This is a genomic window from Capnocytophaga cynodegmi (assembly GCF_002302475.1).
Taxonomy (GTDB): domain Bacteria; phylum Bacteroidota; class Bacteroidia; order Flavobacteriales; family Flavobacteriaceae; genus Capnocytophaga; species Capnocytophaga cynodegmi.
Map to the genome: position 1 here is coordinate 314,787 of NZ_CP022378.1, position 16,061 is coordinate 330,847.

The 16,061-nt window shown below is 33.0% G+C and carries 15 protein-coding genes; 7 read left to right on the forward strand and 8 right to left on the reverse strand.

Features of this window, described 5'->3' with window-relative positions:
* Positions 1 to 49: 49 nt before the first annotated feature.
* On the reverse strand, positions 50 to 2,245 hold the full coding sequence (locus tag CGC48_RS01530; protein ID WP_098028179.1) for a polyribonucleotide nucleotidyltransferase: 2,196 nt from the start codon (positions 2,243 to 2,245) through the stop codon (positions 50 to 52).
* A 165-nt stretch (positions 2,246 to 2,410) separates the two neighbouring features.
* The gene (gene rpsO / locus CGC48_RS01535; protein ID WP_018278506.1) at positions 2,411 to 2,680 is read right to left on the reverse strand and encodes a 30S ribosomal protein S15; all 270 of its coding nucleotides are present in this window, start codon (positions 2,678 to 2,680) and stop codon (positions 2,411 to 2,413) included.
* 225 nt (positions 2,681 to 2,905) lie between these two features.
* Between rpsO and cls the strand changes: the two genes are divergently transcribed.
* Positions 2,906 to 4,348 (forward strand): cardiolipin synthase, encoded by a 1,443-nt coding sequence (gene cls, locus CGC48_RS01540; protein ID WP_098028180.1) that lies wholly within the window; start codon positions 2,906 to 2,908, stop codon positions 4,346 to 4,348.
* Positions 4,349 to 4,362: 14 nt separating this feature from the next.
* Here the strand turns inward: cls and CGC48_RS01545 are convergent, their stop codons facing one another.
* The gene (locus CGC48_RS01545) at positions 4,363 to 5,838 is read right to left on the reverse strand and encodes a potassium/proton antiporter (protein ID WP_018278508.1); all 1,476 of its coding nucleotides are present in this window, start codon (positions 5,836 to 5,838) and stop codon (positions 4,363 to 4,365) included.
* A 136-nt stretch (positions 5,839 to 5,974) separates the two neighbouring features.
* Between CGC48_RS01545 and pepT the strand changes: the two genes are divergently transcribed.
* Both pepT and CGC48_RS01555 read left to right on the forward strand, forming a co-directional pair.
* Positions 5,975 to 7,198, forward strand: a complete 1,224-nt coding sequence (pepT, locus tag CGC48_RS01550; RefSeq protein WP_098028181.1) for a peptidase T — start codon at positions 5,975 to 5,977, stop codon at positions 7,196 to 7,198.
* 185 nt (positions 7,199 to 7,383) lie between these two features.
* Complete coding sequence (locus tag CGC48_RS01555) at positions 7,384 to 7,896, forward strand: hypothetical protein (protein WP_098028182.1); 513 nt, start codon at positions 7,384 to 7,386, stop codon at positions 7,894 to 7,896.
* Between the two features lie 5 nt (positions 7,897 to 7,901).
* Here the strand turns inward: CGC48_RS01555 and gldA are convergent, their stop codons facing one another.
* On the reverse strand, positions 7,902 to 8,795 hold the full coding sequence (gldA, locus tag CGC48_RS01560) for a gliding motility-associated ABC transporter ATP-binding subunit GldA (RefSeq protein ID WP_098029725.1): 894 nt from the start codon (positions 8,793 to 8,795) through the stop codon (positions 7,902 to 7,904).
* A gap of 348 nt (positions 8,796 to 9,143) precedes the next feature.
* Between gldA and CGC48_RS01565 the strand changes: the two genes are divergently transcribed.
* The 4 genes from CGC48_RS01565 (at position 9,144) to CGC48_RS01580 (ending at position 13,392) form a co-directional block, all read left to right on the forward strand.
* Complete coding sequence (locus tag CGC48_RS01565) at positions 9,144 to 11,237, forward strand: carboxy terminal-processing peptidase (protein ID WP_098028183.1); 2,094 nt, start codon at positions 9,144 to 9,146, stop codon at positions 11,235 to 11,237.
* Between the two features lie 197 nt (positions 11,238 to 11,434).
* The gene (locus CGC48_RS01570) at positions 11,435 to 12,313 is read left to right on the forward strand and encodes a cell division protein FtsX (RefSeq protein ID WP_098028184.1); all 879 of its coding nucleotides are present in this window, start codon (positions 11,435 to 11,437) and stop codon (positions 12,311 to 12,313) included.
* Between the two features lie 24 nt (positions 12,314 to 12,337).
* Entirely contained in the window at positions 12,338 to 12,580 is a 243-nt protein-coding gene (locus tag CGC48_RS01575) for a DUF3098 domain-containing protein (protein ID WP_098028185.1), read from the forward strand.
* Positions 12,580 to 13,392 carry an undecaprenyl-diphosphate phosphatase gene (locus CGC48_RS01580; RefSeq protein ID WP_098028186.1) on the forward strand — a complete coding sequence of 271 codons (813 nt, stop codon included), beginning with the start codon at positions 12,580 to 12,582 and terminating at the stop codon, positions 13,390 to 13,392. The genes CGC48_RS01575 and CGC48_RS01580 overlap by 1 nt, the downstream gene beginning before the upstream one ends.
* A gap of 66 nt (positions 13,393 to 13,458) precedes the next feature.
* Here CGC48_RS01580 and CGC48_RS01585 read toward each other — a convergent pair whose 3' ends face one another.
* From CGC48_RS01585 to CGC48_RS01600, 4 genes are all read right to left on the reverse strand, one after another.
* On the reverse strand, positions 13,459 to 13,893 hold the full coding sequence (locus CGC48_RS01585; RefSeq protein WP_098028187.1) for a DUF2147 domain-containing protein: 435 nt from the start codon (positions 13,891 to 13,893) through the stop codon (positions 13,459 to 13,461).
* Positions 13,894 to 13,972: 79 nt separating this feature from the next.
* Positions 13,973 to 14,563: a nicotinate (nicotinamide) nucleotide adenylyltransferase gene (nadD, locus tag CGC48_RS01590; RefSeq protein WP_018278518.1), complete on the reverse strand. Its 591-nt coding sequence runs from the start codon at positions 14,561 to 14,563 to the stop codon at positions 13,973 to 13,975.
* Between the two features lie 6 nt (positions 14,564 to 14,569).
* Positions 14,570 to 15,139, reverse strand: coding sequence for a guanylate kinase (gmk, locus tag CGC48_RS01595; protein WP_098028188.1), 570 nt, complete (start codon positions 15,137 to 15,139; stop codon positions 14,570 to 14,572).
* 32 nt (positions 15,140 to 15,171) lie between these two features.
* Positions 15,172 to 16,026: a YicC/YloC family endoribonuclease gene (locus tag CGC48_RS01600; RefSeq protein WP_098028189.1), complete on the reverse strand. Its 855-nt coding sequence runs from the start codon at positions 16,024 to 16,026 to the stop codon at positions 15,172 to 15,174.
* Positions 16,027 to 16,061 lie beyond the last annotated feature (35 nt).

Genomic DNA, 16,061 nt, shown 5'->3' on the forward strand with positions numbered 1-16,061 from the left:
AAAATTATTTATAGAAATAAAAAAGAGGCTACGATAAGCCTCTTTTGTTTTATTGATTATTTTCTTTATTATCTGATTTTTGGTGTCTTTGTTTATTCTCGTTTCTTGGTCTATCATTCTTAGGTTTATCCTCTCTCGGAGGGCGTGGTAACAACGCTTTCCGAGATACTTTCTGTTTACGCGTTTTGGGGTCAATACCAATATATTTCACTTCGATAATATCCCCTTCTTTTATTAAATCCGATGGTTTTTCAGTACGCTCCCAAGCCATTTCAGAAATGTGTAATAGAGAATCTTTACCAGGAACAAACTCAACCACAGCACCGAAATCTAATAGTTTCGTAACTTTTACGCTATATGTTTCTCCTTCAACAGGCTCAAAAATACACGCTTTGATAGCATTGATAGCTTTCTCCATTCCTTCTGGATCTGTTCCCAATACTTCGATAATACCGAAATCTCCTTCTTCTTCGATAACAATAGTAGTTCCAGTTTCTTGTTGAATACCTTGAATATTTTTACCTCCAGAACCAATAACCGCACCGATGTAGTCTTTCGGAATTTCCATAGTGACGATTTTCGGTGCGTGAGGTTTCACTTCTGATTTTGGCTCAGCAATAGTATCAGTAATTTTACCTAAAATGTGCAGACGTCCTTCACGAGCTTGTTCTAAGGCTTTTTCCAGAATTTCATACGTTAATCCTTTGATTTTGATATCCATCTGACAAGCTGTTATACCATCTTTAGTTCCAGTTACTTTGAAATCCATATCCCCCAAATGGTCTTCGTCTCCCAAAATATCAGAAAGCACTGCATATTTTTCACCATCGGTAATCAAGCCCATTGCAATTCCTGATACAGGTTTGGTCATTTGTACACCAGCATCCATAAGCGCCAGAGTTCCAGCACATACCGTAGCCATTGATGAAGAACCATTCGACTCTAAAATTTCAGAAACTACACGAACCGTGTAAGGGCAATCCGCAGGAATCATTCGTTTTAAGGCACGTTGTGCCAAGTTTCCGTGACCAATTTCTCTCCGGGAAGTTCCTCTAAGCGGACGAGCCTCACCTGTTGAAAATGGTGGAAAGTTATAATGTAAGTAGAAACGTTCTTCGCCCTGTTCTGTTGGCAAGTCGATTACATTTGCCTCACGAGAAGTTCCCAAAGTTACTGTTGTAAGTGACTGAGTTTCACCACGTGTAAAAATAGAAGAACCGTGAGCTGATGGTAAATAATCTATCTCGCACCAAATAGGACGAATTTGAGTAGTATTTCGTCCGTCCAAACGGATATTTTCATCTAAAATAAGATTTCTAACCGCCTCTTTTTGAGCTTTTCCAAAATATTTACTGATGAAGGGTGCAAACTCTTCTTGCTCTTCTTCAGAGAATAACGCCAAACACTCCTCTTTTACAGCAGCAAATTTTTCACCACGCTCTTGTTTTGAAGTATTTTCTTTGGCTATAGCATAACATTTTGGATATGCCAAACCATACACTTTTTGCTCAACTTCTTCATTTTCAATCTCTGGCTCATAAGTACGTTTTTCAGTTTTACCTACTTTTTCCGCCAAACGGATTTGAGCATCAATTTGAAGTTTGATGGCTTCGTGAGCAAATTTGATAGCCTCCGCCATATCTTTTTCAGAAACCTCATCCATTTCTCCTTCCACCATTGCCACGAAATCTTTGGAAGCACCTACCATAATATCCATATCAGATTGTGCAAGTTGCTCTCTGTTAGGATTTATGATAAATTTACCATCAATTCGTGCTACACGAACCTCTGAAATTGGTCCGTCAAAAGGAATATCCGACACAGCGATACAAGCCGAAGCCGCCAATCCTGCCAAAGCATCAGGCATTACATTATCATCGTGCGACATTAGCTGAATCATCACTTGAGTTTCAGCGTGATAATCTTTAGGGAATAACGGACGTAACACCCTATCGACCAAACGCATTGTTAGCACTTCTTGGTCACTGGGACGTGCCTCACGCTTGAAAAATCCGCCAGGGAAACGCCCCGCAGCAGCAAATTTTTCGCGATAATCTACCGTTAGTGGTAAAAAATCAGTTTCAGGGTTAATTTCTCTTGCGGAAACCACTGTTGCCAACAACATTGCATTTCCCATACGTACAACAACTGAACCATCTGCCTGTTTCGCTAATTTTCCAGTTTCAATGGAAATGGTTCTTCCGTCGCCTAAATCAATAATTTCTTTTTTAACTTCTGGAATCATTTTGTTATTTTTTAATTAAACATTAGGCGTTGTGTTGTTGTTTGGGCTTCCCAATGGTTGGTTTGTACCAACGGCTTATTAAATAATTTAGTTCAAATTTTCCTAAGAAGAAATACTTTTATTTTTGGTAATAACTAAAAAAAGAGGCAAAAAGCCCCTTTTTGATTATTTTCGAATACCTAATTCTTTGATAATTGCACGATATCTCTCAATATCATTTGTTTTCAGATAGTCTAGTAAACTTCTACGTTTACCTACTAATTTCACCAATGAACGCTCCGTATTGAAATCTTTTCTATTTCTTTTTAAGTGTTCTGTTAAGTGATTAATTCTGAAAGTGAATAAGGCAATTTGCCCTTCTGCTGAACCTGTGTTGGTTTCTGAACCACCGTGTTTTTTAAAAATTTCTGCTTTTACTTCTTTTGTTAAATACATTCCAATATTATTTAATGATTATTATGTACTAGTTTTTGAAGTTGCAAATGTATGGAAAAATATTTAATCAACAAGTTAATATGTAATTTTTTAATTTATTTTCTTTCTGAAATTCAATTAAAATTTTGATTATAAATAAATTAAACTTCTTTTATTTGATAAAATTTATTTTATTTTGTAGCTTTGTAACCAACTTATTTAACTAAAATTGTAAATATCATTGAGATGAGTTTCTTGGCTTTCATTCAAATCGTATACATTATTTTACTAATTGCTGTTTGTCTTCGGATTATTTGGGACACACGTTCAGTAAGCAAAACGTTAGCATATCTGCTTTTAGTTATTTTTATACCTGTTTTAGGTATAGTTTTTTATTTTTCTTTCGGAATTAACTACAGAAGACATAAAATTTATAACAAAAAACTAGAAATAGACCAATTTTTTCGCAGCGAATTAGAAACAAAAATCGAAATTCTTAGAAAAAATCATCTGGAACAGCCTTCTTTGAGTGAGAATATGGAAATTATCCGATTTCTTTCACAAACAGAACAAACTTTTGTAGCTCCAAATAGTTCAATAGAGATTTTAAATAATGGAGAAAATCTTTTCCCTGTGTTACTTCGTGAAATGCGAAATGCAAAATCACACATACATATTGAATATTACATTTATGAAAATGATACAATTGGAAATCAGGTAAAAGAAATATTGATAGAAAAGGCTCGTCAGGGAGTTGAAGTCCGTTTCATTTACGATGATTTTGGAAGCAGAAGCATTCGTAAAAACATTGTTAAAGAACTGAAAGAAAACGGAGTACAAGTATTCCCGTTCCATAAAATTAATTTTATTTATTTTGCTAATAGAATAAACTATCGCAACCACCGGAAAATTGTAGTTATTGATGGAAAAACTTCTTTCGTGGGAGGAATTAATGTTAGTGACAAGTACATCAATTCGGCAAAAAATGAACTTTATTGGCGTGATACTCACTTGATGATAAAAGGAGTTACGTCTCTTTCATTACAGATGGTTTTCTTATCGGATTGGAACTTCTGTAGTAATGAAAACATAACAATACAACCAACATATTTCCCAACTGATTTTTCAAATTTATCAAAAAATTATTATGCTCAAATTGCCTATAGTGGTCCTGATTCTGACTTACCTACAATTCTTTACACAACAATTCAGGCTATCTATTCAGCTAAAGAGGAAATTCTTTTAACTACACCTTATTATATTCCTGATACTTCTCTGCAAGAAGCTCTTATTATAGCCTCACTTAGCGGGATATCAGTTAAATTATTGCTTCCCAAAGAAGGAGATTCCTTCTTAGTGAATATCACTTCTCAGTCATTTCTTGAGGAATTATTAAGAGCAGGAGTGAAAATTTATCTCTACAAAAAAGGATTTGTTCATTCAAAAACTTTTGTAATTGATGGCAAATGGGCTTCAGTGGGTACCGCCAACTTAGACGCACGAAGTTTCGACCTCAATTTCGAAGTATCTGCACTTATTTACAACCAAGATATTGCTCTTCAATTGCGAGAAACTTTTTACGAAGACCTTCTTGACGCTGAAACTCTCACATTGGAAAAATGGGAAAAAAGACCAAAATACAAGCAATTGGCTGAGAAAATATTACGGCTGACTTCTCCTTTTATGTAAATAAAGAAAAAAATCTATTCACTAACGATTTCTAACATATCATACACCTCTGTCATAGCCAACTCATTATCAGAAATAACAATAAGCATATCGTTAGGATTTATTTTAGTTGAACCATTGGGCGTTATATATTTTTCATCTCGTTTTATCATTGCAATAATCGCATTTTTAGGGAACTCAAGTTCAACTATTTTCTTGCCTATAATGTGATTATCGGCAGGTATTAAAATTTCTTGCATCACAGCCTTTGGATGTTCACGAATGATTGCATCAGCAGGATTTTCATCATTTTCAACATCTTGCTGAACAGAAGCTATATTCAACCACTTCGCAACCACCGAAAGTGTTGTTCCCTGAATCAAAACCGAAGTTACAGAAATGAAAAATACAATATTAAAAATGATGTGAGCTTTATCTATTTCTGCCAAAAGCGGGTACGTTGCAAATACAATTGGTACAGCTCCTCGTAGCCCAACCCACGATATATAAGAACGTCGAGCAAAGCACATTCTGAAAGGAATCGTACTTAAAAATACGCTTAAAGGTCGGGCTACCAAAATCAGAAATACTGATATTAAAAGTCCTAAACCAGCTAAAGGAATTATTTCTGTTGGAACGACCAAAAGACCCAAAGTTAAGAACAGAACGATTTGCATTAACCAAGCCAATCCGTCAAATACTTTTAGAACACTTCCTTTGTGTATAAAGTTCTGATTTCCAAGAAAAACCGAACATATGTAAATTGCTAAAAATCCATTTCCGCCAAGTGCTTCAGTTCCTGAAAAAGTTATAAACATCAAAGCGATTGCTAGTACAGGATATAGCCCTTCAAAGCCCAATTGTATTCTATTGAAAATCAACTTACTAAGTTTCCCAAAAACAAAACCAAGAACACCTCCCAAAATAATCTGACGTAAAAACACGAGAATAACCATCCAAACAGATTGCTCGGGAATTTGAACTAGGCCTAAAAATGTGGTTGTCAGTACATAAGCCATCGGGTCGTTACTTCCACTTTCAAACTCCAGAGTTGGACGAAGATTAAACTTTAAATCCAAATTTTTAGAGCGTAATATAGAGAATACAGCTGCTGCATCAGTTGAAGAGACGATTGAACCTAACAAAAGACTTTCAAATAACGTAAAATCAGTAATATACCATACAAAAAGCCCCAAACTGACCGCCGTTAACAAAACGCCTAACGTTGAGAGCATAATCCCTTGAAAAAGAATAGGTTTTACCGACTTCCAACGAGTTTCTAAACCTCCAGAAAACAAGATAAAATTTAGTGAAATAATACCTATAAATTGGGCTAATTTAGGATCATTAAACTGAATTTTTAATATCCCATCAGTACCAGCGAGCATTCCCACTCCTAAGAATAAAATCAATGTTGGAACACCAAATCTGTAAGATGTTTTACCTGCCACTAAACTGACTAACAACAACAAAGAGCCTATTAATAGTATATTTTCTGAAGTTAAGTTCATTGTAAATAGTAATTTGGTGCGAATATAGAAAAAAACGCTGAAACTTCAATTGATTTTTTAATTTTTTAAATGCTAAATTTCACAATTTTTTATATCTTTGGGCGTTAATTTTATAATCAAAATACTCAAAAATATTATGCAAAAATTAGTAGAACGTTTCATAACGTATATAAAAACGGACACACAGTCTGACCCTGAAAGCCAGACTACTCCAAGTACTGATAAACAATGGAATTTGGCTCGTTTATTAGTGGAAGAATTAAAATCTATTGGTTTAGAAGATGTTACAATTGACGAAAATTCATATGTAATGGCTACACTTCCTTCTAATGTTGATTATGAAGTTCCTACCGTCGGATTTATCGCTCACTTTGACACTTCACCTGATTTTTCGGGAGAAAATGTCAATCCACAATTTGTTGAAAATTACGACGGAGGAGACATCGTCCTAAACAAAGAAAAAAACATAATACTTTCTCCTTCTTACTTTGAAGATTTACTTCTGTACAAAGGACAAACCATTATTACCACTGATGGTACAACACTTTTGGGAGCTGATGATAAAGCTGGAATTGCTGAAATTGTTACAGCAATGGAATATTTAATACAACATCCTGAAATTAAGCACGGAAAAATTAGAGTAGGATTTACTCCTGATGAAGAAATAGGTCGTGGAGCACATAAATTTGATGTAGAAAAATTTGGTGCAGATTGGGCTTATACAATGGATGGAAGCCAAATTGGTGAATTAGAATACGAAAGTTTTAATGCTGCGGGTGCTAAAGTACATTTCAAAGGAAAAAGCGTTCACCCTGGTTATGCTAAAAACAAAATGATTAATTCATTACTAATTGCTAATCAATTCATTAGCGCATTACCAGAAAATGAAATTCCGCAACGTACCAGCGGACGCGAAGGCTTCTATCACATCACTGATATCGCAGGAGATATAGAAAACACAGTGGTTCAATTGATTATACGTGATCACGACCGAAAACTATTCGAAAAACGCAAAGAAACTGTACAACAAATTGTAAATGAATTAAATAAAGAATATGCTAATGCAGTTTCGATAGAGGTTAAAGACCAATACTTTAATATGAGAGAAAAAATAGAACCTGTTTTCCATATTGTAGAAGTTGCGGAAAGAGCAATGAAAGAATTAGGTATCAACCCGATTATCAAGCCAATACGAGGTGGAACAGATGGTTCGCAACTAAGTTATATGGGATTACCTTGTCCGAATATTTTTGCAGGTGGGCACAACTTCCACGGAAAGTTTGAATATGTTCCTGTACAAAGTTTAGAAAAAGCCACTCAGGTTATCGTAAAAATTGCAGAATTAGTTGCGGAAAAATAGAAAAAAAATAAATCCCTCTCATAATTAAATGCAATAATAATTTTCTGGGAGGGATTTTGTTTTAAAAAATAGTTTCTTGAAATGACATAAAAGTTCAAACCAAAAATCATTAACAATCATTTTTAAAATAAAATTTTCTTTACCCATTAAGATTATTTTTTACTTTTGCAAAAAAATTAAAAATGATGAAAAGAAAAGTGCTTTTTTTGAGTTTTATTTTAGCTTTATGCCTAATTGCTTGTAACGATGGAGATTTGGAAGTGGAAACCATCTCTTTTGATAATTCCAATGTTTTGTCTTGTACAAGTGATACAACTGCTACATTCCTATTCAAGTACAACTCAAAACAGGCATTAGTTTTAGAACTGCCAAAAGGAGTTCTAAAAAACGAAGAAAATAATCTATCTGGTATTATCTCAAACGATTACAAACTATATTACAGAACTTTTAGTGATGCTGTAAACACCTCGTATTTCTGCGGAAGTTACCCACCTGCATCACCTTCTGTTATATCTCAGTTTGAAGCCACTGGAGGAAAAATATCAATCGTAACCAAACCGATTTTGAATGAAACTACACAAGAAGTGGTTCGTTATGACCATCTTATAACCATTACTGACTTAGTGATATTGAATTCTGAAGGTAATAAGTTGGTAGATTCTAATTTTGTTTTTGGAACATACCAAACTAAAAAGTAAATTTCTTACTTTGTTAATTCTGTAAATAATTGTTCCAAAGTTTTATGCCTATAATTGATTTGCAATATTTTAAGTCCATTTTCTTTTGCAAAATCAAATACAGCAGGACGCATATCTGTTTCTGTATCAAATGAAATATTGTACAAAAACTCAAATTCGTTAACAACTGACTTTACATTTGGAATTTGCTTCAAAAGACGTTCTTCTACTCTGAAATCGAATGCTACCTCTATAACTTGCTCTTTTCCTTGAAGTTCCGACATCTTTTTGTCTAAAACGATATTTCCTTTGTTCAAAACAATAACCCTATCACAAATTGCTTGAACCTCTTGCATAATATGCGATGAAAGTAAAACTATTTTATTTCGCCCTAATTCTTTTATAATACTCCTAATTTCAACCAGTTGATTGGGGTCAAGTCCCGTAGTTGGTTCATCGAGAATTAAAATTTCTGGGTCGTGAATTAATGCAGAAGCAAGTCCCACACGTTGGCGATAACCTTTCGAAAGTTGCTCAATTTTTTTATTACTTTCAGGCGTAAGTCCTGTGATTTCAATCACTTTCTCTACTCTACTTCGGGGGATCTTCCCGTACAAATCAGCCATAAAGGATAGATATTCACGCACATACATTTCCAAATACAACGGATTATGTTCTGGCAGATATCCTATTTTTTTCTGAGCCAATATAGGTGTTTTCAGCATATTAACCCCATCAATTGTTATTTCTCCTTTTGTTGGGATTAACGAACCTGTAATCATTTTCATTGTTGTAGATTTTCCAGCTCCGTTTGGTCCTAAAAAACCTGTTATTTCTCCTTTCTTCAAATTAAAACTGATTTGATTTACAGCAATTTGACTTCCATATTGTCGTGTTAATTCCCTTACTTCAACTGACATATTTTGAAAATTTTTGTCCAAAAGTACAGATTTTGAATGAAATGGCAAACTTTTAACAAAAAAGCACAACCCTCTTGATTCCTTTGCAGGAAAAAATCACTCTTCAAAATAAGCATCTAATAATCAGAAGATTGATAATGAACTTTTCAAAAAGATATTTCTTAACTAATTCAGCAAAAAAGACTTATCAACTTATTTATCTGATTATATGCAAAAAATTGATTTTTTTTACGTAAGTTTGCCTCTTTAATTAAATGTGGCATTGATTTTGCTTTCAAAATCCATATTTTTTTATTAAAAATAGTGATTATTATTTAATGTATCAATCTTTAAAGTATTTATTTCACAATGAGAAATTTTTCAATATCACTTACACTATTATTTGTCTCCTTTGCTTCGTGCAGTTTCGTGAGCAAAAAATTCGATGACCCAGAAAAGGACAAACTTCTGGTGGAAATTATCCAACACATTCTTACAAACAAACATTTCAATCCTATTGATGTTAATGATGACTTTTCCAAACAAATGTACAAAAATTACATTGAGCATTTGGATAGCCAAAAACGTTATTTTTTACAATCAGATATTAACGAATTCAAAAAATATGAAACTCGTTTGGACGATGATTTAAAAAATGATGACCTTACATTCTTTAACCTGACTTACAACAGACTAACACAAAGAATGAAAGAAGCTCAGGATATTACAAAAGATATTTTCAAAAAGCCTTTCAACTTTTCATCAAAGGAAACTATCAATACTGATTTTGAGAAGATTCCATATGTGAAAAATAAGGCTGAACTACAAAAACGTTGGGAACAAATTATCACGTTTTCAATTCTTTCTAATTACATAACAAAAGAAAAAGAGGAAAAAAACAAAAAAGAAAAAGATGCCAACTACAAAGTAAAGTCAGAAAAAGAATTACAAAAAGAAGCTATTGAAACTTCTGAAAAAACACTTCTTGAACTTTTTTCTTTCCTCAATGACACGGTTAAGGAAGAATGGTTCAGTGTTTATGTTAATTCAATGACTGAAACTTTCGACCCACATACTACTTATATGGCTCCTGATATCAAAGATAATTTCGACCGTGATATGTCAGGAAAATTTGAAGGTATTGGAGCTCAACTACAAAAGAAAGCAGATGGTATTCGCATCACAGGGATAATGCTTGGTGGTCCAGTTTGGAAAGGAAAACTTTTGGAAGTTGGCGACCATATTTTAAAAGTAGCACAAGGAGATGAAGAACCTGTGGATATTGTAGGTATGCGATTAGATGATGCTATAAAATTGATAAAAGGTCCTAAAGGGACTGAGGTTCGCCTTACTGTGAAGCGTGTTGATGGAACCATTGAAGTTGTACCAATCGTTCGTGATATGGTAGAATTAGAAGAAACATTTGCAAAAGCCGCAATCATTGAAGATGGTGACAAAAAATATGGTATTATTAATTTGCCTAAGTTTTACATTGATTTCAAAAACCATAAGGAAAGAAATGCAGCTTCAGATGTGGCTTTAGAAATTGAAAAACTTAAAAAAGAAAATATTGATGGCTTAATTATTGACCTGAGAAACAACGGAGGAGGTTCATTAAAAGCCGTGGTTGAACTCGGTGGTTTATTCATCAAAAATGGACCTATTGTTCAGGTGAAATCACCTCGTGGTCGTATTGATGTTTTATCAGACACAGACTCTCGTATCCAATGGAATGGGTCACTAGTTATTCTTGTTAATGAATTGTCAGCTTCAGCTTCTGAAATTTTGGCAGCTGCTATGCAAGATTACAAAAGAGCTATCGTAATCGGAGGAAAACAAACATTCGGAAAAGGTACCGTTCAGAGTTTTGAAGATTTGAATAATTATGTTCGTCAAAATTCATTTGGAGATTTAGGAGCCTTAAAGTACACAATTCAAAAGTTCTATCGTATCAACGGAGGTTCTACTCAATTGGAAGGAGTTAAAAGTGACATTGTTGTTCCAGATAAATACAAATACATTGATGTTGGAGAACGCGACCTAACTAATGCAATGAAATGGGATAAAATTGATGCAGTTAAATTTGAATCTTGGGAAAATCAAAAAAACTTCGAGAAAGCTATCCAAAATAGTAACAAAAGAATCAGTGAAAATGCTCATTTAAAACTCATTGATGAAAATGCTAAATGGGTAAAACAACAACAAGATAAAAATATTTTCCCTCTAAATCACGAAGCTTATAAAAAAATTATTGAAAAAGATGAGGAAGAAGCTAAACGATTTAAAGCCATTTCAGATTACAAGTCAAATCTAAAATTTGTGTCTCTTCCTTCAGAAGAAGCCAAAATTCAAGGAAATGAAGATTTAAAATTACGTCGTGACCGTTGGCACGAAACCTTACAGCAAGATGTTTACATTGATGAAGCTGTGAATGTTTTAAAAGATTTGAATGCAAATAACTAAGTAACAGAGTTTATATTTTTTGAGACAATTTAGAAACGAAATCACAAATCTTCATTTCTAAATTGTCTCTTTTTTAGATATTTACAAAACTAAGATTAAATATCAAAAAGTATTTAATCATCAATTTTTATAACTTCCTATTGCATTTTCCTAACTTTTTTATACCTTTACGGAATTATTTTGAAAAATATTAGAAATTGGCACAATCAATCGAAAAATTTAACAGACGAAGATTAATAACTTCTTATTTTTCAGTGATAATAAGTATCACTTTGGTATTATTTTTATTAGGTACTTTAGGATTTTTAATTTTGAGTTCAAAACGATTGGCAAATTACTTTAAGGAGCAAGTTTCTATGACAATTTTTTTGAAAGACGATGCTAAAGAGGCTGATATTGAACAATTACAAAAAACGCTTTCCATCACAGAATATGTTAAATCATTGAAATTCATACCAAAAGAAATTGCTGCAGAAACTTTTAGTGAAGAAATTGGCGAAGATTTTGTTACTTTTATTGGTGATAATCCGCTACAAAATTCCATTGATTTAAGCTTAAAAGCCGAATTTGCAGAACCTGAAAGAATGAAAGAACTCGAAAAAGAATTATCTCAAAATTCGTTTGTTTCTGAGGTAGTTTACGACAAATCTTTGATTACACTTATTCACGAGAATGTAAACAGAATTGGAATAATACTTCTGATTTTCAGCAGTTTGTTCACTTTTATAGCCATTCTCCTTATAAATTCTTCTATTCGTTTGTCGATATATTCCAAACGATTCATTATCAAAACGATGCAACTTGTAGGAGCTACTCGCGGATTTATCCGAAGACCTTTCATTTTAACAAACATCCGTTTAGGAATTTTAAGTGCAATTCTTGCCATACTACTTCTTTATGGTTGTTTAACATACATTGGTTCAATATCCGCTGAATTTGAGATATTTTCAAGTACTAATGATATGATTATTGTTTTTTCAATTATCTTCATCATAGGGATATTGATTAGTTGGATAAGTACCTTTTTTGCTGCCCAACGATTCCTAAATTTGAATACTAACGACCTTTATTACTGATAAAATAAAACATACTAAATCGTTATGAATAAACATCATTCGACATTAATTTTTGGAAGGAAAAATTACATTTTTATGCTTATTGGATTAGCTATCATTGCATTAGGATTTATATTGATGAGTGGAGGAGGAAGCGATGATCCCAATGTTTTTGATGCTTCTATCTTTAGTTTCAGACGCATTCATTTAGCTCCTACCCTAGTTCTGTTGGGTTTTGCTGTTGAAGTTTATGCCATCTTATTAAATCCTAATAAATCTAAAAAATAATGAACACAATTGAAGCTATCATAATTGCTATTATTGAGGGACTTACAGAATACTTACCAATTTCTTCTACTGCTCATATGGGTTTTACAGCCTCTTTACTTGGCATTGAAGAATCTGAATTTCTGAAAATGTTTCAAGTTTCCATTCAGTTTGGGGCTATTCTTTCGGTAGTTGTGTTGTATTGGAAGAAATTTTTTGATTTTTCAAACTTAAATTTTTACATTAAGCTAATTTGTGCCGTAATCCCTGCACTTATACTAGGAAAATTGTTTGATGACAAGATAGAAGCTGTTCTTGGTAATCAAATTGCAATTTCAATCGTATTAATTTTAGGAGGTATAATTCTCCTTTTTGCTGACAATTGGTTTAAAAATCCTAAAATAACTAATGAAAAAGAAATTTCAATAAAGAAATCAGTCATCATTGGATTTTGGCAATGTTTAGCTATGATGCCAGGTACTTCACGCTCAGCTGCATCAATCATTGGTGGTATGACACAAGGATTAAGCCGAAAAGCTGCTGCTGAATTTTCTTTTTTCCTTGCCGTACCTACGATGCTTGCTGTCACGGTTTATTCCATTTTTCTTAAAGATTGGGGAACTGAAACCATAAAACAAAAAGGTTACGAAATGATTTTAGCTTCTGAACAAAATATTTTAATTTTCATCATTGGAAACCTTGTTGCCTTCATTGTTGCAATGATCGCCGTCAAATCTTTCATACATTTACTAACTAAATATGGATTTAAAATTTGGGGGTATTACAGGATTATCATTGGTATAATTTTGCTCGTATATTTTATGAGTAAATAATATTGAAAAACATAAAAAAATCCGAAGCTTTAACTTCGGATTTTTCATTTTAATATGTTGTCTTCTCTATCGAACTCTTTGCCAATATTGTGTTCTCCCTATGAGAGAAATTCCCAAATATCCCCTCACTTTCAATTTGTCAGAATTTTCTAATGCCATATTGCATTTGTATTCTTTTCCTGTTTTGGGATCTAAAATTTTTCCTCCACTCCATTCATCTCCATCTTTCTTCAAACCAGTAATAATAACTAATCCTAAATAAGGTTTATTTTTGTTACTTCCTGAACAAGCTGAACAGATAGCATTTTTATTTTTTTCTTCCAGAAGTTCTACAAGTTTACCGTAAACCAAACCATTTTTCTCGTAAATCTCAACTATTGATTTTTCTTTACCTGTCTCATCATCAATGGTTTTCCAACGACCAACAACACTCTGTGCCTTTAGTGCAGAAACAAAAACAAACAAGAAAAAACAAACAAGAAAAAACAAGCTAATACACATTTTTTCATACTTCTAATTTTAAATTATTAAAGAACAAATATAAAAAAAACAAAAAAATCACTTATTTTCTTCTGAATTTTTATTTCTCATAAAACCCCATTTGGTCTATATATTGCCAAACTTTTGGAGCCAATAACGGACGTACATTTCTTTTTTCCTTAATTTCATTTCGGATAAAGGTTGCCGATAACTCAATTATGGGAGCATTTATTTTTATTATATTTGAATGATTTTCAAACTCTTCTGGAATATTTCCTTCAGAAATACGGGGATACACAAAAATAGAGTAATTTCTCAAAATATGCTCATAATTCTTCCATTTATGAAAACTTTTGAGATTATCCTCCCCCATTATCAAAGCAAAATCGAATGTAGGATATTTTTCCTCGAGATAAGCTAATGTATTTACCGTGTAATTAGGTTGAGACAAATGAAATTCTATATCAGAAGGACGCAACTTTTCATACTCCTCAACAGCCCTATGAACCATCTCAAAACGACTGTAATTATCTAATAATGAATGTTTCTCTTTAAAAGGATTTTGAGGAGTAACCACAAACCAAAGTTCATCCATCGTGCTGTGTTCTACTAAGTGATTTGCGATGATTAAATGACCAATATGAATCGGATTAAAAGACCCAAAAAACAATCCTACTTGTTTTTTACCCATTGCAGTCTATGTTGATTTTAAAAATTCACTTACCACGTTTTCAGCCTCTTGTAAGGCTTTCTGCAAGTCATCATTTTCGATTATTACATCAAACTTTTCAGCCTGAGCCAATTCCTGTGAAGCCTTATCCAATCTCATTTTTATTTTATCTTCACTTTCAGTTTGCCGATTTCGTAATCTTTTCTCCAGTTCTTCAATACTTGGTGGTTTTACAAAAATAGCCAAACTCCGATCGGGAAATTCCTCTTTAATTCGCAATCCTCCAACCACATCAATATCAAAAACAACGGCTTTACCTAACGACCATAATCGTTCTACCTCTGTTTTCAAAGTTCCATAAAAATTTCCTGCATAAACTTCCTCCCACTCCAAAAAATCACCCGAAGCGATGCGTTCTTTAAATTCATCTATAGAAAGAAAATAATACTCTTTCCCATGTTGTTCCTTTCCTCTGGGAGCTCTTGAAGTAGCTGATATAGAGAATGCTAAGTTTAATTTTTCGAGTGATAATAAATGTTGTACAATGGTCGATTTACCACTACCAGAGGGAGCAGAAAATATGATTAATTTATTCATCTTAATAGAAAATTGTAAAATATAATGCTAAATTACAGAACGTTGGAAACTTGCTCTTTAATCTTTTCGAGTTCATCCTTCATTTGTACAACAACCTGTTGCATCGGTGAAAAATTAGCTTTTGAACCTAATGTATTTACTTCTCTTCCAATCTCTTGAGCAATAAAACTTAATTTTCGTCCATTGGATTCTCCTGAATTTAGTGTTTCAATAAAATAATTCAGATGATTTTTCAATCGAATTTTTTCCTCCGTAATATCCAATTTTTCCAGATAAAAAATTAACTCTTGCTCAAAACGATTAGCATCTACATTGCGAATTTCAGCAATGGCTTTCTCCAAACGCTCACGAACGAGTATCAAACGTTCTGAATCTAAGGCCTCTACATCTTTAAGTAAGTCTCGAATGTTTTGTATTCTGAGAGTAAAATCCTCTTTAAGCACAAAGCCTTCTTCAGTTCTGAATTTTTTCAAATCATTGATTGCCAACAAAATATGCTTAAATATAGTTTCAAACTCATCAGAAGAAATATTCTCAACGGAAGTTTGCAAAGCATCTGGCATACGTACAGCCATTTTCAGGAGTTCTGTTGTGTCACCATCAACTATATTTTTCATCTGTGCAATGTATGATTTCACAACATTTTCATTAATTTTAACAGAAGTCTGGGAGTTCGTATTCTCAACAAAAATACTAAAATCCACCTTGCCTCGTTGCAATTCATCTGCAAGGATTTTACGAAACTCAAGCTCTTTCTCTCTGTATATCAAAGGAATACGAGTATTAATATCTATACTCTTGCTATTCAATGACTTAATTTCTATACTTACGTGCTTATCGGCAAGTGAAACAACACTTTTACCAAAGCCAGTCATAGATTGTATCATAAAAATTTTTATTTAGTAGTTCAAAAAACAAAAAA